15 protein-coding genes are annotated in these 17,146 nt (G+C 44.0%); 14 read left to right on the forward strand and 1 reads right to left on the reverse strand.

The window, feature by feature from the left end:
* Positions 1 to 14 precede the first annotated feature (14 nt).
* Genes EHV08_RS02035 through EHV08_RS02050 form a run of 4 tightly spaced genes read left to right on the forward strand, consistent with a single transcriptional unit; the run spans position 15 to position 2,138 of the window.
* Positions 15 to 395, forward strand: a complete 381-nt coding sequence (locus EHV08_RS02035; protein ID WP_126677765.1) for a TraR/DksA family transcriptional regulator — start codon at positions 15 to 17, stop codon at positions 393 to 395.
* A complete protein-coding gene (locus tag EHV08_RS02040; protein WP_126677766.1) occupies positions 396 to 1,028 on the forward strand; it encodes a lipoprotein signal peptidase in 633 nt (210 codons plus the stop codon).
* Entirely contained in the window at positions 1,025 to 1,927 is a 903-nt protein-coding gene (locus EHV08_RS02045) for a DUF4296 domain-containing protein (RefSeq protein WP_126677767.1), read from the forward strand. Before EHV08_RS02040 ends, EHV08_RS02045 begins: the two co-directional genes overlap by 4 nt.
* Positions 1,917 to 2,138 carry a hypothetical protein gene (locus EHV08_RS02050; RefSeq protein WP_126677768.1) on the forward strand — a complete coding sequence of 74 codons (222 nt, stop codon included), beginning with the start codon at positions 1,917 to 1,919 and terminating at the stop codon, positions 2,136 to 2,138. Before EHV08_RS02045 ends, EHV08_RS02050 begins: the two co-directional genes overlap by 11 nt.
* A gap of 79 nt (positions 2,139 to 2,217) precedes the next feature.
* Here EHV08_RS02050 and proS read toward each other — a convergent pair whose 3' ends face one another.
* Positions 2,218 to 3,699 (reverse strand): proline--tRNA ligase, encoded by a 1,482-nt coding sequence (proS, locus tag EHV08_RS02055; protein ID WP_126677769.1) that lies wholly within the window; start codon positions 3,697 to 3,699, stop codon positions 2,218 to 2,220.
* 165 nt (positions 3,700 to 3,864) lie between these two features.
* On the opposite strand from proS, the gene EHV08_RS02060 reads away from it, so the two are divergent.
* The 10 genes from EHV08_RS02060 to EHV08_RS02105 all read left to right on the forward strand — a co-directional run bounded on the left by EHV08_RS02060 (position 3,865) and on the right by EHV08_RS02105 (position 17,131).
* A complete protein-coding gene (locus EHV08_RS02060; RefSeq protein ID WP_126677770.1) occupies positions 3,865 to 4,560 on the forward strand; it encodes an OmpA family protein in 696 nt (231 codons plus the stop codon).
* 78 nt (positions 4,561 to 4,638) lie between these two features.
* The gene (mtgA, locus tag EHV08_RS02065) at positions 4,639 to 5,370 is read left to right on the forward strand and encodes a monofunctional biosynthetic peptidoglycan transglycosylase (protein ID WP_126677771.1); all 732 of its coding nucleotides are present in this window, start codon (positions 4,639 to 4,641) and stop codon (positions 5,368 to 5,370) included.
* A gap of 4 nt (positions 5,371 to 5,374) precedes the next feature.
* Positions 5,375 to 7,783, forward strand: coding sequence for an ATP-dependent helicase (locus EHV08_RS02070; RefSeq protein WP_126677772.1), 2,409 nt, complete (start codon positions 5,375 to 5,377; stop codon positions 7,781 to 7,783).
* Positions 7,784 to 7,933: 150 nt separating this feature from the next.
* A complete protein-coding gene (locus tag EHV08_RS02075) occupies positions 7,934 to 8,206 on the forward strand; it encodes a co-chaperone GroES (protein ID WP_126677773.1) in 273 nt (90 codons plus the stop codon).
* Between the two features lie 36 nt (positions 8,207 to 8,242).
* Complete coding sequence (gene groL / locus EHV08_RS02080; RefSeq protein WP_126677774.1) at positions 8,243 to 9,874, forward strand: chaperonin GroEL; 1,632 nt, start codon at positions 8,243 to 8,245, stop codon at positions 9,872 to 9,874.
* Between the two features lie 498 nt (positions 9,875 to 10,372).
* On the forward strand, positions 10,373 to 11,062 hold the full coding sequence (locus EHV08_RS02085; protein ID WP_126677775.1) for a GLPGLI family protein: 690 nt from the start codon (positions 10,373 to 10,375) through the stop codon (positions 11,060 to 11,062).
* A 62-nt stretch (positions 11,063 to 11,124) separates the two neighbouring features.
* Entirely contained in the window at positions 11,125 to 13,806 is a 2,682-nt protein-coding gene (locus EHV08_RS02090; RefSeq protein ID WP_126677776.1) for a TonB-dependent receptor, read from the forward strand.
* Between the two features lie 134 nt (positions 13,807 to 13,940).
* Entirely contained in the window at positions 13,941 to 14,129 is a 189-nt protein-coding gene (locus EHV08_RS02095; RefSeq protein ID WP_126677777.1) for a hypothetical protein, read from the forward strand.
* A gap of 22 nt (positions 14,130 to 14,151) precedes the next feature.
* Positions 14,152 to 15,705 (forward strand): RapZ C-terminal domain-containing protein, encoded by a 1,554-nt coding sequence (locus tag EHV08_RS02100; protein WP_126679390.1) that lies wholly within the window; start codon positions 14,152 to 14,154, stop codon positions 15,703 to 15,705.
* 205 nt (positions 15,706 to 15,910) lie between these two features.
* Positions 15,911 to 17,131, forward strand: a complete 1,221-nt coding sequence (locus tag EHV08_RS02105) for an HD domain-containing protein (RefSeq protein ID WP_126677778.1) — start codon at positions 15,911 to 15,913, stop codon at positions 17,129 to 17,131.
* The last annotated feature ends 15 nt before the right edge of the window (positions 17,132 to 17,146 follow it).

Below are 17,146 nucleotides of genomic sequence, written 5' to 3' on the forward strand. Positions count from 1 at the left end.
TACACTAAACAACTATGGCAGAAAAAACACGTTACAGCGACGAAGAACTTGAAGAGTTCCGTGGCATAATAAATGAGAAAATTGCGACCGCTCGTCATGACTACAATGAGATGATGCGCTCTTTGATGAACGCAGACGGTAACGGAGTTGAGGATACCTCTCCAACCTATAAGGTTCTTGAAGAGGGTAGCGCAACGCAGACAAAGGAAGAACTGATGCAGCAGGCCGGTCGTTTGCAGAAGTTCATACAAGGGCTTGAAGGTGCGCTCATCAGAATAGAGAATAAGACTTACGGCATTGATCGTATTACCGGAGAACTGATACCGAAGGAGCGTTTACGCGTAGTACCGCATGCAACTTTGAGCGTACAGTCGAAGGAAGCAAGGAAAAAATAGATGCGCGAAAATAATAGACGCACTACGCTTATAGTGGTGCTTTTGGTGGTTGCGATATTATTAATAGATCAAGTCATAAAGATTGAGGTCAAGACTAACATGCGCCTTCATGAGGTGATAGATATCACCGGTTGGTTCAAGATAAACTTCATCGAGAACAACGGTATGGCGTATGGCATGACTTTCTTCAATAAATTGGTGTTGAGTCTGTTCCGTATTGTGGCAATATCGTTAATAGGATATTATCTCACAAAGGTTATCCGTAAAGGAGCGCGTATGGGGTATATCATCTGTCTGGCAATGGTATTTGCCGGAGCGGTGGGCAACATGATTGACTGTATGTTCTACGGACTGATATTCAATGCCTCGTCTCCGGAGTATATGAGTTACTTTGTGCCGTTTGGTGAAGGCTATGCTCCGTTCCTTATGGGTAAGGTTGTGGATATGTTCTATTTCCCTCTGATAGAAACCACATGGCCGGAATGGGTGCCTGTTGTCGGTGGTGACGACTACATCTTTTTCAGTCCGGTGTTTAATTTTGCCGATGCCAGCATCAGTGTTGGTGTGGCAATATTGCTGTTGTTCTATCGCAGGGAACTTTCCTCTATAAGTTTCTCACGTAAGAAAAAATGAACAGGCTTCGTGACATATTGTTGTTGTTCTCGGTATGCTGTTTCTTTATAGCCTGCAAACCGGGAGTTCCGGGCGATGTAATACAGCCCGATGACATGGAAGAGATTCTTATCGACCTCCATGTTGCAGACGGTATGGCACTGAGCAACCCCGCTGCAGCCGATAATATTGAGTATTATCGTCTGCTCTATCGCTTGGGAGTTCTGAAAAAGCATGATGTGACACAGGCGCAATTCGACTCTTCGATGGTTTATTACGCTCGTTATCCCGACCGTCTGCATGATATTTATGAAGATGTGGCCGAAAGACTAAGTAAGAAAGCCCTTGCACTTGGAGCCTCTGCGGCCGACATAAATCGTTATGGCACGCTTACTTCGGATGCCGATACCACGAATGTTTGGTTGGGCGAACGTTCTATTGTGCTGTTACCGCAACCGCCATATAACACTTTCTCGTTCACGATTGTGGCAGATAGTGCCTATCAGAAAGGCGACCGTATGATATTGAACTTCGACACCGACTTCATCTTCCAAGACGGAATGCAGGATGGTGTGGCTATGCTTGCAGTGAGGTTTGCTAACGATAGTGTTGCTTCGAGTGTGGTGCATTTCTCCGGTTCGCAGCATAGGACGCTGGAAGTTGCCGACAGCAAGCGTGTTGGAATTAAGGAAGTGAAAGGCTTCTTCTATATGAATGATGGCGGTGGGGTGCAGAATACCACAACGCTGAAATTAGTTTCAATATACAATGTGCGCCTTATCCGCTTCCACGGGAATTCTAAGAATATGCCGGAAAACCAAGACAGCAAGGAGCCGATGAATCGACCGGAGGAAAGGAGCGACACTTCTGTTGCCATAAGTTTAGACGAGATGCATCAAATGAGGTTGGATGAGAGATGATATAAGGAGAGTTGCCGCTCATGAAGTTGATGTGTGTGGCGAGGAATTACTGCATAATGCCGTAGTGGAATTGTCACATGAAAGGGTAGTGAATTATTATACTTTCGCCGATGAATTGCCGTTCACCGAGTGGCTTGGAGGACGTATCGAGATAAGGCGTGACGGAGAAGGGACTATGAAGGCTTATCGGAGTGGCAGGCTGTTGAAATGAAAACGATATGGGTTTAATATAAATGTGGGGAACTCACGAGTTCCTCACATTTATATATTAGCGATTATTGTGCCGTGGATTAGTAACTGCGTGCTATTATTACGCGCTGCTTTGCAGGCTTGCCGCTCACCATATCCACGCCCTCTGTCTGTTCGAATCCTAACGGAACACAACGTATCGTGGCCTGTGTGTCCTCCTTTATCTTTGCTTCGGTTTCTGAAGTACCGTCCCAGTGGCAAAGGAAGAAACCGCCATCCTTAATACGTTCCTTGAAGTCTTCATAGTTGTCACATTCGTATATGCGTGCGTCACGTGCAGTCTTGGCCTTGTTGAAAATGTTCTGCTGTATTTTTTCGAGGAGTTTCTCAACATAGTCGGATATTCCATCGATGTTGCGTGTTTCCTTTTCAAGTGTGTCGCGGCGCATCACCTCAATGGTTCCGTTCTCCAAATCGCGTGCACCCAGTACCAATCTAACAGGAACACCCTTCAATTCATAGTCTGCGAATTTGAATCCGGGGCGTTTGTTGTCAGAATCGTCATACTTAACGCTGATACCCTTTGTCTTCAGTTCTTTCACGATAACGTCAACTTTCTCACTTACTGCGGCAAGTTGTTCGGGCTTGTTGGCGATAGGTATTATCACCACCTGCAACGGAGCAAGGCGTGGAGGAAGTACAAGTCCGTTATCGTCGGAGTGTGTCATTATCAGTGCACCAACCAAACGTGTCGATACACCCCATGATGTAGCCCAAACATATTCCGGCTTGTTGTCTTTATTAAGAAATGTCACGTCGAATGCTTTTGCAAAGTTCTGTCCGAGGAAGTGACTTGTTCCGCTCTGCAAAGCCTTTCCGTCTTGCATCATGGCCTCAATGGTGTATGTGTCGAGAGCACCGGCAAACCTTTCGGTTTCGCTCTTTACACCCTGCACTACAGGAACTGCCATCCACTCTTCGGCAAACTTTGCATATACCGAAAGCATGAGTTTTGCCTCTTTCTCTGCTTCCTCTTTCGTTGCATGTGCAGTGTGACCCTCTTGCCAAAGGAACTCACTTGTGCGCAAGAAAGGCCTTGTGCGCATTTCCCAACGCATGACATTGCACCATTGGTTGCACATCAATGGCAGGTCGCGCCATGAGTGAATCCAGTTCTTATATGTATTCCATATAATTGTCTCTGATGTAGGTCTGACAATCAGTTCTTCTTCAAGTTTTGCGGCAGGGTCAACCTCCACACCGCTCTTATCTTCTTTCGCGCGGAGGCGATAGTGAGTAACTACGGCACATTCCTTTGCAAAGCCTTCCACGTGTTCTGCCTCTCTGGAAAGGAAAGACTTTGGTATGAGCAATGGGAAATATGCGTTCTGTGCTCCGGTTTCCTTGAACATGAGGTCAAGTTGTTGCTGCATCTTCTCCCATATAGCATAGCCGTATGGTTTTATCACCATACAACCGCGCACTGCAGACTGCTCGGCAAGGTCTGCCTTAACCACCAAATCGTTATACCACTGACTGTAATTTTCAGCGCGTTTGGTGAGTTCTTTTAGTTCTTTTGCCATCTCTAAAATATACTTATTTAAAATTTGAGTGCAAAAATAATAAAAAAAGTTGGTTTAAATTGTGTTATTCAAGAAAAAGAATTAAATTTGCAGAGGTTTATGTTTACAAACATGTGTAATTGATGATAGATTATATTAATATTAACATTTAAAACTATTATGAAAATGAAGAAGTTTAAGTTTATGACACTTGCAATGTGTCTTGCTGTATTGGTTAGTTGTAATAACACCGGTAAAGGTGCATTAATCGGTACAGGTGGTGGTGCAGTGTTAGGTGCTGTCATAGGTAAATTGGCAGGAAACACTGCCGTAGGAACCGCAGTTGGTGCTGCCGTAGGTGCCGGTGCCGGTGCATTGATTGGCAAGAAGATGGATCAGGCTGCTGAGAGAGCACAGGGTATTCAGAATGCTAAGGTTGAAGAGATTACCGATGCTAACGGATTGAAGGCCGTAAAGGTTTCTTTCGACAGTGGTATCCTTTTCAGTTCAGGTAAGGCAGATTTGCAGTATTCGGCAAAAGCAGCCCTTAGTAACTTTGCAAGTGTGTTGAGAGAGTTCTCTGATACAGACGTTGCAATTCAGGGTTATACCGACAATCAGGGATGGCGTGGCTGTTCTGCTTCACAGAGTTACGAGAAGAACAGACAACTCTCTTTGCAGCGTGCTCAGAGCGTTTGCAACTTCCTCACAAGCCAAGGCGTGAAGTACAACCAGATTAAGTCTTGCGAAGGTTATGGTCAGGAGAATCCTGTTGCCAGCAACAACTATCCTGCAGGTCAGGCACAGAACCGCCGTGTTGAGGTTTATATGTATGCAAGTGAGGCGATGATTAATGCCGCAAACAACGGCTCTCTTCGTTAAGCGTCATTTTGTACGAAACAATCAAGGGGGCGATTATCTATGGTCGCCCTCTTTTTTTAACGCTTCATACTGATAAAGATGTGGAAGAAAATCCGAAAGATATTGCGTTTTGTGGTGGTAACGTTCTTCGTTTCTACCATAGTTTCGGTTATTATCTATAAATTCCTGCCTGTCTATGTAACGCCGCTCATGGTCATACGCTGTGTTGAACAGATTTTTGATGGCCATGCGCCACGTGTAGAGCACAAGTGGGTATCACTTGAAGAGATGTCGCCAAGCATGCCGGTGGCAGTTATGGGAAGCGAAGACGCAAGATTCCTTATACATCACGGATTCGATTTCAAACAGATAGAACATGCCGCAAAGCAGAATGCGGCGGGCGGAAAGAAAGTCGGTGCGAGCACCATATCGCAGCAAACGGCAAAGAATGTATTTCTATGGCCGGGCAGGACGTGGTTGAGGAAAGGCTTTGAGGCATACTTCACCGTGCTCATCGAACTGATGTGGAGCAAACAGCGAATAATGGAGGTTTATCTGAATTCCATAGAGACGGGCGATGGCATATATGGAGTGGAGGCTGTGGCACGGTTGCATTTCGGAAAGTCAGCCAAAGACCTGACACGTTCCGAGTGTGCTTTGATAGCTGCCACACTGCCAAATCCGAGAAAATTCTCATCACTTGAACCAAGCAAGTATGTGCGTAGCAGGCGGGGAAAAATAGAGGCGAACATGAGGTTTATACCGAAATTCCCTGCCGAGAACGAGGATATTGACAAGAGCACCGTAAAGGGAGGAATATATAAGAAGTAGTATTATGGAAACAGAAAGTATTCTTTTGCAACTTAACGACAGCCAGCGCGAAGCCGTCGTGAACACAGAAGGACCTTCGTTGGTCATTGCCGGTGCCGGTTCGGGCAAGACCCGCGTGCTGACTTACAGAATTGCCTATCTTCTGCAATTAGGAGTTAAGCCGTGGAACATACTTGCTCTTACGTTCACCAACAAGGCTGCACGCGAAATGAAGCAACGCATAGGTTCGCTCGTGGGCAATGATGTCGCGAGCAGACTGGTCATGGGAACTTTCCATTCCATATTTTCGAGAATATTAAGAGCAGAGGCCGAGAAGCTTGGTTACACCTCTAACTTTACCATATATGATGAGGCTGACTCACGTTCGTTGGTGAAGAACATACTCAAGGAGATGGGACTCGATGACAAAGTCTATAAACCATCTACCGTTCATAACCGAATAAGCATGGCGAAGAATCGCCTCATAACGGCATACGATTATTCCAACGACCACAATGCCATTACGCGCGATAATCAGCAGCGCATGCATGAATTATATAAGGTATATATGGCATACGCCGACAGATGTAAACAGGCAAATGCTATGGACTTCGATGACCTGCTACTCATGACCCATACACTTTTCAGGGATAACGAAGACATCAGACGGAAATATGCCGAGCGTTTCGTATATGTGCTTGTAGATGAGTATCAGGACACCAATACCGTACAGCAAAAGATTGTATATCAACTCACGCGAGAACGACAGAACGTGTGTGTGGTGGGTGACGACGCACAGAGTATATACAGTTTCCGAGGCGCGAACATAGACAACATTTTGGACTTTCAGAAAATGTACGAAGGTGCACGGCTGTTCAAACTTGAGCGCAATTACCGAAGCACACAGAACATCGTTGCCGCAGCCAACAGTCTGATACGTCATAACGAACGACAGATACCGAAAGACGTTTACAGCAAGAACGGAGATGGCAACAAGATAATTCTGAAACCGGCATATAGTGACAGAGAAGAAGCAATATTGGTGTGTAACGAAATAAAGTCGATACGTAAACGTGAAAACTGCGATTGGGATGATTTTGCAATCCTATATCGTACCAATGCGCAGAGCCGTGCGTTCGAAGAGTCGATGCGTCAATATAATATTCCGTACCGAGTGTATGGGGGATTGAGTTTCTACCAACGAAAAGAGATAAAGGATGTCATTGCATACTTCCGTCTTGTGGTAAATCCCAATGACGACGAAGCACTGCGCAGGGTAATAAATTATCCCACACGCGGTATCGGTGCGACCACAATCTCAAAAATATATGCACGTGCATACGAATCTTCAATGAGTATGTGGGACGTGATTTCAAACCCAGTCAAGACGCTACTCGATGTTAACAAGGGAACACTTAACAAACTCAATGCTTTCAGAGAACTGATAATGCAGTTCATAGAGCAGAGAGAACATGCCGATGCATACGAACTCGGAAAAGAGATAATCTCTGTTTCCGGTATTCAGAAAGACCTTTACAGCGACTCCTCACCGGAGTTTGTGTCGCGACAAGAGAACCTCGAGGAACTCCTTAGCGGACTGCAAGACTTCGTGGAAAACAAGCGCGAGGAAGGCGACGAACATCTGATGCTTGTGGATTATTTGCAGGAGGTTTCTTTGCTCAGCGACCTCGACAGCGATGATGATACCGATGCGGCACGCGTCACCATGATGACCATTCACTCCGCAAAGGGACTTGAGTTCCCCACGGTGTTTGTTGTTGGACTTGAGGAGAACATATTCCCCAGTCCGATGTCTGCCGATACCAAGCGCGGACTTGAAGAAGAGCGCCGCTTGCTCTACGTTGCAATCACACGCGCCGAGCGCAATTGCATTCTCACTTGTGCCCGCAACAGATTCAGATATGGCAAAATGGAGTTCGACTCCCCAAGCCGTTTTCTTGCCGATATAGACCCCACCATGATGCGTGTGGATAGAGATTCGGATAGTTCTTTCTTCTCGTCTCCTGCTCGCGCATCGTTTGGTTCGTACAGTGGCGACCGTTATCAGAATTCCAATCCGGTTGCATCGCAATTCCGTGCCGACCCAAAGATACGCGAGGCTGTGCATCGTGAAGAGCGAAGAACCGACCCTTTGTCGCCTGCTTTCAAACGTACACTTGCCGCAGCGGGTGGCAACATGAGACGCATCGGCAGCATTACATCTCCGATGAGACCTGTTCATGCCGCCGGACAGTCATCTTCCGTTTCCTCACAGTTGCAGGTGGGCAGTACGATAGAGCATGAACGTTTCGGCATAGGCAGTGTTACCGGAATAGAAGGAACGGGAGAGAATACCAAGGCAACAGTGGAATTCCGTAATGTCGGAACAAAACAACTACTGCTGAAATTCGCCAAGTTCAAGGTGATAGGGTAGGCATGGCATTCTCTGTCGCTCTTTTAGGACAGCATTAATGGTACTGACAAAATTTCAGTATCATGGTGACAAGACGTGTCAAATGTCAGTTTGGCACGTTTTTCGCATTGATATGGGCAAAGATTACTAAACATTTTAATATTAATAATTATGAATATCAAACCATTGGCAGACAGAGTTCTGATTCTTCCGGCATCGGCTGAGGAGAAAATTGGCGGTATCATCATTCCTGATACGGCAAAAGAGAAACCATTGCACGGCACTGTAGTGGCAGCAGGCAACGGTACAAAAGAAGAAGAAATGATTCTCAAGGAGGGCGATGAGGTTCTCTATGGAAAATATAGCGGTTCCGAACTTGAGCATGATGGAAAGAAATATCTCATCATGAAACAGAGCGACGTTCTCGCAGTTATCAATAAATAAACATTTAACTTTTAATATTTAACTTTTAACATAACTATGGCTAAAGATATAAAATTCAATATGGATGCGCGCGATTTGCTGAAAAATGGTGTTGACAAGTTGGCAAACGCAGTGAAAGTTACACTTGGTCCTAAGGGACGCAATGTAATTATCGAGAAGAAATTCGGTGCTCCACAGATTACCAAGGACGGTGTTACCGTTGCAAAGGAAGTGGAACTTGAAGACCGTTTCGAGAACACGGGAGCACAATTGGTCAAGAGTGTTGCATCAAAGACCGGTGATGATGCTGGCGACGGAACAACCACCGCAACGATACTTGCACAGAGTATCATCAATGTTGGTTTGAAGAATGTTACCGCAGGTGCCAATCCAATGGATTTGAAACGTGGTATCGACAAGGCTGTTTCTGCAGTAGTAGAATACATCAAGGCACACGCAGAGGTTGTTGGTGACAACTACGACAAGATTGAGCAGGTGGCAACGGTGAGTGCAAACAACGATCCGGAAATCGGCAAGTTGCTCGCCGATGCAATGCGCAAGGTTAGCAAAGACGGTGTTATCACAATAGAAGAAAGCAAGAGTCGCGACACTCACATCGGTGTTGTTGAGGGAATGCAGTTCGACCGTGGCTATCTATCAGGATATTTCATGACCGATGCCGACAAGATGGAGTGTGTTATGGATCACCCACGCATCCTTATCTACGACAAGAAGATATCAAACCTGAAGGATCTTATGCCTGTACTTCAGCCGGCAGCAGAGAACGGTATGCCGCTGCTTATTATCGCAGAAGACGTTGATTCAGAGGCTCTCACAACACTCGTTGTAAATCGTCTTCGTGCAGGACTGAAGGTTTGTGCTGTTAAAGCACCGGGCTTCGGCGACCGTCGCAAGGCAATGCTTGAGGACATCGCAGTTCTCACCGGTGGTCTTGTGATAAGTGAGGAGAAGGGCTTGAAACTTGAGCAGGCTACACTCGAAATGCTCGGAACCTGCGATAAGGTAGTTGTTTCTAAGGACAACACCACTATCGTGAACGGAGCAGGCGAGAAAGAGGCTATCGCTGATCGCGTTGCACAGATAAAGAACGAGATAGAAAAGACCACAAGTTCTTATGATAAGGAGAAACTTCAGGAGCGTCTTGCCAAACTTGCAGGCGGTGTTGCAGTGCTCTATGTCGGTGCAAACAGCGAGGTGGAGATGAAGGAGAAGAAAGACCGCGTTGACGATGCTCTCTGCGCTACACGTGCTGCAATCGAGGAAGGTGTGGTTGCCGGTGGAGGTACTACATATATCCGCGCTATCGAGACAGTAAAGGCACTGAAGGGTGTCAATGCCGATGAGGATACCGGTATCAAGATTGTGGAGCGTGCAATAGAAGAACCGTTGCGCCAGATTGTTACCAATGCCGGTGGCGAGGGTGCAGTAGTGGTACAGAAAGTACGTGAGGGCAATGGCGATTTCGGCTATAACGCTCGTACCGATGTTTACGAAGACCTGCACGAGGCAGGAGTAATCGACCCTGCAAAGGTTGCTCGCGTTGCTCTTGAGAATGCCGCAAGTATTGCCGGTATGTTCCTTACCACCGAGTGTCTTATCGTTGACAAACCGGAAGACAAACCGGTGATGCCTATGGGCGGTGCTCCCGGAATGGGCGGTATGATGTAACATAATGTATGTTTTTGTAAACCAAACATATCAAAAGAGAGGCCAATGGTTCAAAATTGGCCTCTCTTTTTGTCTTTTTGTCCATTTTCTGCATAAATAATAAAGAAAAGATTTTGGCGATTTGCTCAAATATTCTAATTTTGCAAGCGAAACAATAAAATTATATCGGACACAGTCCGTTTAAAGATATTTTTTTGATTTGTTTTAGTAGATTAGTTTTTAAGTAGTTTGTTTTTGAAAATCGGATGCCGTGAGGCACCCGATTTTTTTTATTATCAATGTATGGTTATTATTTTGAATGTCGGCTAATGATTTACAATTCTGTATTAAATAAATACTATGAATATGCAATGAAAAACAATGGGAAATGTAAAATTTAAGAAAAAACATAATAAAAACCTTGCTTATATCAAATAATAAATATATATTTGTGCGTGTATAGAACTTAATTATAAGACTGTTCATATTTTAAATATTACTAACTTAAAATTGTTTTCTATGAAATTATTAATTGTGTTTTTATTTTCCATCATGTCCCTTTCGGCAGGAGCACAACCGAAAGGAATAAAATGTACTTATGTCTCAACATTTATAATGCATAATGGCTTTTTGGAGATTGAAAATGAGATGGCAAGGAATATCATCATGGAAAGAATAAAAAAAGACAAGAAGGTGTATTCGCTTTCGGTTTATGATGGTAGGTATTTGTTCAAGAAAGAACCGGAAAGTATAGATGCAATGCCGATGACTGTGGATGTGAAGAATATATTCATGGATTTCAGGGACAGTATTTGCATCAGACAGTCGGAGTATAACGGACAATTATATCTGTCGAAGGAAAAGATTGAAAGAAACGATTGGGATATTGTTTCGCAAACGGACACTATACATGGTAAGCTTTGTTCCAAGGCTGTGTTGAGGGGTAATCCAAAGATTATTGCATGGTTCACTACCGATGTTCCTTTCTCATACGTCCCATTCGGTTATAATGGTTTGCCGGGACTTGTCATACGGATGAAAATGCCCGCATATTATATTGACTTGAAAGAGATTTCCGAGTTGGCAGAAGTAGATTTGGAGATACCTACGAAAGGAAAAAACATAACGGAAGCCGAATTATATAAGATGGAGAAAGTTGACTTTGGAAAGAATCTGGAAAAAGCCACCTCAGTGAAAGTTTACGAGTAATAGATGCGCGTTTCCTCTTTGTTTCAATTCTACAGATAGTCAGAAAAACAAACATAAATATTATGGGCGTTAATACTAAACACCTCATTGTGTTAGTAAATGGTTGCATGACGGTGTCAAAACGAGCCTGTCTGTGCATGTTGTTTTGTCTTTTCCCCTTTATTGCCATATATTCACAAATGTATGTTGGAGGGCAGGTTAGGGGAGAAGATGACATGCCTGTTATGGGAGCATCTGTATTATTGTATAATGACAGTCTTCTTACACCGCCAATGGTTGCTTACAGCACAACACAGCAAGACGGAACATTCAGGATTGATACAAAAAAAGACAAGCAATCATATTGGCTTGTTGTGAGAAGTCTCGGATATAAGGATTACAAACAGGAGGTAACATCAGGAGGTGAAGATTTTTATATTGTGTTATCTGAAGGTAATACAATGTTGAGTGAGGTTGTTGTAAAGGGCTTTTATTCCGGAGTGAAAATATCCGGTGATACGATTAAATTTGACACGAAACATTTACGCAACGGATTTGAAAACAGTGTTTCCGATTTGCTTACATCATTGCCGGGTGTCAGCGTAACCGATGATGGTAGTGTGTCGTATGGCGGTGATGCAGTGAACAAACTGCTCATTGATGGTAAGGACTTGTTTACTAAAGATGCCGGTGGATATGTGTTGAAAAACATGGCGGCAGATCTTGTTGACGGCGCAGAAATAATAAAAAACTATAAGGCAGGTAACATAGGTGACAGATTCAGTCAGAAAGATCAACTTGCACTTAACATAAAGACGAAGGGCATTGGCCATATTTCCGGACGTGCAGACCTGAATTATGGATATAAAAATCGTTACAACTTTAGGTCGTTCACAATGGGAACTGCCGAAAGATTTTCCTTCACATCGTTACTTGCCGGCAACAACATCGGTGTGCCGTTGTTCACTATCGGAGAATACATTAAACGTATAATTGATATTGAAGACCTTAATTCTGACGGAAGTATAAGAATGACGCTGTCTGATACAGAAAGCAGTCTTTTTTACAGACCGGATAATGTTCATAAGGACTTGAGCGATATCATGTTGTTTGATGCTAAATACAAGTTCTCTAAAAAGTTGGTTTTGAGTGGAAACGTCCTCCTTAATCATTTCAGTCAAGCGGGACGGTCGCATAGAGAAGATATTTTCCTTTCAGATCTTTCCGTTGCAAACACTTTCTCGAATAATGAACAAAATGGGAATTTTATCATTGGGAAACTTAAAGCAGATTGGAAGCCTCGAGGTAATGTCCATACACAGATGAATGTAAAGTTTGATGCAACAGGAATGAAAGATAGGAATGATGCAAGAACCGATGGAGGCGACATTACCGAAAACGCAATAAATAACAACAAAAAGACTTGTGCCGCAGAGGCTGATATTTCGACGAAGATAGGTATTGGTGATGGTCTGTTTACGACCTTGGCTAATATAAGATATAATTGCTGGAAACGTGCAATGCAACTGAATACCAACAAGAAAATTCTTCCTGTTTCATATTTTCTGACACCAGATAACATATATCTTTATAACGACAGCATGAATACAGAAAGGCTGCATGCCGCATTGTTTTTGGGCTATTCGTTTGTTTTAAAGAATAACTTTAAATTTGAAACTTCTGTGAATTATCTTTATGATACCCAAGAATTAAGTCTTGTTCGTAGAAATGATATGGCAGAAAATGATGAACGTTTAGACATAAATGAGTTGGCATTGAAATTTTATCTGAAGAATGACTCACACAAAATGTGGTATCGTATAGGGGCAATGTTGGTTTCTGAGAACAACCGTTACACTTCGAGATTCTCAAACCATTCATGGGCTATATACCCCTTGGCAGAGATTGGATATAAATTCAATGTATTCAGAAATTTGTCGTTATCCCTGACACGCGGGAATGAACTCATTGATATGGAAAAATTGTCCGGACTTAATATTGTCAATGCTTATAATGAGATTTCTGCAGGTTCGGGCATCATGTCGCCATATAATAAGAGTAACAAACTTATGCTGTCATATCAAGACTATAATGTTGACAAGCAGTTGTTCTTCGTTGTTTTAGCAAACATGTCTTCCGGACGGAATACCATTATGCAGAATATTGTCCAAAACAATATTGTCAGCATCACTAAATATGAAAGTGGAGGGACTGACGATAATGTCTATTTTATGACAACTATTGATAAGAGGTTTAAGCGTTTGCCATTAACTCTGAAAGGTACATTATCTGCAAACTATATGAAGAACGCGTCTGCAATTAACAACAAAATGAACGAAACAAAGATGTATTTCTTTTCTTCCGACTTGAATGTTACGACAAAATTCAAATCATTATTTAATTTTGACCTCTCCATGAAATATTCTCACAACAGGAGTGTAGTGAGCATTACAGACATAAGGAGTGATGCAGACAAGATAGATATCGTTTCCAAACTACTGTTTCGTGCCAACAACTTAAGGGGACAACTGCAGTTCGGCTACTACCGGGTGACGGGTAATGGTTACAAAAGTAATCTGTATGATCTCGGTTGTAACATTGACTACAAGATAAACAAGTTGATGTTGGCTCTGACTGTTAAAAACATATTAAATCTGCGTGAAACAGAATGGTGGAACACTGTAACGACACCATACTATACATCAACAGAGAGTTACAGCAGAATTCCGGGATATATAATGTTGGGATTGGTGTACAACTATTGACCGTAACACCTGCTTCCAATGTCCGGTCTCGATATTTTGCTTTTCTTCCATAATCAGATGTGATGTTATAAATACCCACTTGTTATATTTTTTTATATGGATAATTTTGTTTACTTTTGCAGAAAATATAACTTATGGATATAAAAGATTATAAGATAAGTCCCTGGCAATGGGTGGCTTTTGCTGTGGTTGCTGTCGGATTGAGGTTACTGACCGGGTCGTTCTTTATGGCACTGGGCATATTCATGTTGCTGTTGCTTATCGATTTTTTCATTGTGCAGTGGGAGAAGAAGCGCAATGACAAAGATGATGACTTGTTGTGACCATTGCGAAAATAGATTTATGATGGAGCGACTTATTGAACTTTACCGCAAGTATAAGGGTGAAGATCCCGTTGCAACAGAAAAAATGGCCGGTGCGGGAAGCAACCGTAGTTATTTCAGAATTATCGTCCGAGACGGTTTCACGATTGTAGGTGTTGTCGGCACAAGTCGTGAGGAGAACCATGCTTTTGTCTATCTTTCGCGCCATTTCGAGCATCGCCGCTTACCTGTGCCGCGTGTTCTTGCCGTTGCCGACGATGAGATGTGCTATCTGCAGGAAGACCTCGGTTCGCTATCTCTTTTCGATGCCCTGCGTGGCGGACGTGAAGCGGGAGGCAGATATAACCAGAGAGAGAAGCAGTTGCTCGTTGAGACGATACGCCAACTGCCCAATATACAGATACGTGGAGCGAGAGAGTTGGATTGGAGCAACTGCTATCCGCAGCCGGAGTTTGATGTTGACTCAGTGCTCTTCGACCTAAACTATTTCAAATATTGCTTCCTGAAGCCTGCCGGAATAGACTTCCACGAACTGAAACTCGAAGCAAACTTCCGTCTTTTCGCCAAAGACCTTACCGAAGAAAAGTGTGATAGTTTCCTTTACCGGGATTTCCAAGCACGCAATGTTATGCTGAAGGCCGACGTGAACGGAGGTACGGAAAATTCGTTATACTTCATTGATTTCCAGGGCGGAAGGCGTGGACCGTTCTACTATGACCTCGCCTCATTCCTTTGGCAGGCATCTGCGAGATACTCACACAAACTGCGTCGCGAACTCGTTTACGAGTATTACGACTCCCTGCGCAATTATATCGAGGTGCCTTCGGTGCGCCATTTCGTTCGCAGATTGTCGTTGTTCGTGCTTTTCCGCACCATGCAGGTGCTCGGAGCATACGGTTTCAGAGGTTATTTCGAGCGCAAGCAGCATTTCATTGACAGCATACCTCCGGCAATACAGAACCTTCGCGAACTGTTGGAACTTGATGCTTTCCCATATCCTTACATGATGGAAATGCTCCGTAGGCTTACCGAACTACCTCAGTTTGCCATTCGTGAAGACTCTGTAAAGGAGCGTGCCGACGGATATAAGACCGCCGAGAACGATGTCTATAAGGCTCACCCGAAGGACGGACCGGCAACTTTCTCAAAGTATGACGGTAAAGGTCCGCTTGTGGTGCGTGTTTATAGTTTCTCCTATCGCAAGGGAATACCTGAAGACGAGAGTGGCAACGGAGGCGGCTATGTGTTCGATTGCCGTTCGACCCACAACCCCGGACGTTACGAACCATACAAGAAACTTACGGGACTTGACGAGCCTGTGATACGTTTCCTTGAGGATGACGGAGAGATACTCACGTTTCTTTCACACGTCTATGAACTTGCTGATGCGCATGTGGAGCGTTACATTCAGCGTGGTTTCACATCACTGATGTTCTCGTTCGGCTGCACCGGTGGTCAGCATCGCTCGGTATATAGTGCCCAACACCTTGCAGAGCATATCAGCAGAAAGTATGGAGTGGAGGTGCGTGTGTGCCATCGCGAGCAAAACATTGTCCAAATGTTCCCTGCAAAATAGTCAAACGGCACGCGGATAACCATTGTCTGAATTTCAAATTCGCCCAAATTGCAAACCAATTTCGCCCATTTTGCTCAGTAATTTCGGCTGTTTTGGTTTGCAATTTCGCCCATTTTACAAACTCCATACATGCCGAACAACATACTGCGGATAGCATAATGTCTTATTATTTGGACGTTAGGATATTATTTTCTACCTTTGCATCATGAATGATTCGAAGATAATAAACGATCCGGTATTCGGGTTCATCAAAATACCGCGCGGTCTTATTCTCTCAATAGTGAAGCATCCGTTGATGCAAAGACTGACGCGTATAAGACAGTTAGGACTTGCCAACGCTGTCTATCCCGCAGCACAGCACACTCGTTTTCAGCACTCGATTGGTACTTTCCATCTGATGAGTGAGGCGATAACGAGCCTTACCGGCAAGGGGATATTCATTTTCGATTCGGAAGCAGAGGCTGTCGGAGCGGCCATATTGATGCATGACATCGGGCATGGGCCGTTTTCGCATGTCCTTGAAAACACTCTTATATCCGGCATCTCGCATGAAGAAATATCGCTCATGATGATGGAGCAGATAAACCGTGAGATGAACGGTGCGCTCAACCTTACGCTGAAGATATTCAAGGATGACTATCCCAAGCGTTTCCTTCACCAGTTGATAAGTTCGCAACTCGACATGGATCGCCTCGACTATTTGCGCCGTGACAGTTTTTTCACAGGCGTGAATGAGGGTAATATCGGTTCGGCACGCATAATAAAGATGCTCAATGTGGTGGATGATCAACTCGTGGTAGAGTCGAAAGGTATATACTCGATAGAGAACTATCTCACATCGCGGCGACTGATGTACTGGCAAGTTTATCTGCACAAGACTGCCGTGGCGTGCGAGAAAGTGCTTGTAAACACCCTGTTACGTGCCAAGCGTCTTGCATCAGAAGGTAAGGACGTTTTCGCTCCGCCGTGCTTGAAGTATTTCCTGACAAGAGAAGTTGACGGCAGAATGTTCAGAAATTCGCCCGATGCCCTGCTGAATTACGGACAACTCGATGACAACGACATCTGGAGTGCAATGAAAGTATGGGCGCAGAGCGATGATAAAATACTCTCGCTGCTGGCCTCTGACATGCTCAATCGCAACATATTCAAGGTGGAAGTGAGCAGCGAGCCGATTACAGAAGAGCGCATCGCCGAACTGCGTGAGCAACTCACAAAGATATACGGAGTGAGCATTGAAGAGGCTGAGTATCTAATGAGTGTGAACACCATTCAGAAAGACATGTATGATGTTAACGAAGACCGCATATCAATTCTATATAAGGATGGTATGATAAAAGACATATCAGAATCGTCGGAAATACTGAACGTGGGACTCCTTTCCAAAAAAATTCGTAAATATTATCTATGTTATCAACGTTTTTAAGGAAAAACGATTACC

The sequence above is a fragment of the Prevotella koreensis genome (genome assembly GCF_003977605.1).
GTDB lineage: Bacteria > Bacteroidota > Bacteroidia > Bacteroidales > Bacteroidaceae > Prevotella > Prevotella koreensis.

What these genes read in the sequence shown, in the direction of transcription:
- EHV08_RS02035 (WP_126677765.1), top strand. Translation starts at nt 15, where the DNA reads ATGGCAGAAAAAACACGTTACAGCGACGAAGAACTTGAAGAGTTCCGT.
- EHV08_RS02040 (WP_126677766.1), top strand. Translation starts at nt 396, where the DNA reads ATGCGCGAAAATAATAGACGCACTACGCTTATAGTGGTGCTTTTGGTG.
- EHV08_RS02045 (WP_126677767.1), top strand. Translation starts at nt 1,025, where the DNA reads ATGAACAGGCTTCGTGACATATTGTTGTTGTTCTCGGTATGCTGTTTC.
- EHV08_RS02050 (WP_126677768.1), top strand. Translation starts at nt 1,917, where the DNA reads ATGAGAGATGATATAAGGAGAGTTGCCGCTCATGAAGTTGATGTGTGT.
- proS (WP_126677769.1), bottom strand. Translation starts at nt 3,699, where the DNA reads ATGGCAAAAGAACTAAAAGAACTCACCAAACGCGCTGAAAATTACAGT.
- EHV08_RS02060 (WP_126677770.1), top strand. Translation starts at nt 3,865, where the DNA reads ATGAAGAAGTTTAAGTTTATGACACTTGCAATGTGTCTTGCTGTATTG.
- mtgA (WP_126677771.1), top strand. Translation starts at nt 4,639, where the DNA reads ATGTGGAAGAAAATCCGAAAGATATTGCGTTTTGTGGTGGTAACGTTC.
- EHV08_RS02070 (WP_126677772.1), top strand. Translation starts at nt 5,375, where the DNA reads ATGGAAACAGAAAGTATTCTTTTGCAACTTAACGACAGCCAGCGCGAA.
- EHV08_RS02075 (WP_126677773.1), top strand. Translation starts at nt 7,934, where the DNA reads ATGAATATCAAACCATTGGCAGACAGAGTTCTGATTCTTCCGGCATCG.
- groL (WP_126677774.1), top strand. Translation starts at nt 8,243, where the DNA reads ATGGCTAAAGATATAAAATTCAATATGGATGCGCGCGATTTGCTGAAA.
- EHV08_RS02085 (WP_126677775.1), top strand. Translation starts at nt 10,373, where the DNA reads ATGAAATTATTAATTGTGTTTTTATTTTCCATCATGTCCCTTTCGGCA.
- EHV08_RS02090 (WP_126677776.1), top strand. Translation starts at nt 11,125, where the DNA reads ATGGGCGTTAATACTAAACACCTCATTGTGTTAGTAAATGGTTGCATG.
- EHV08_RS02095 (WP_126677777.1), top strand. Translation starts at nt 13,941, where the DNA reads ATGGATATAAAAGATTATAAGATAAGTCCCTGGCAATGGGTGGCTTTT.
- EHV08_RS02100 (WP_126679390.1), top strand. Translation starts at nt 14,152, where the DNA reads ATGGAGCGACTTATTGAACTTTACCGCAAGTATAAGGGTGAAGATCCC.
- EHV08_RS02105 (WP_126677778.1), top strand. Translation starts at nt 15,911, where the DNA reads ATGAATGATTCGAAGATAATAAACGATCCGGTATTCGGGTTCATCAAA.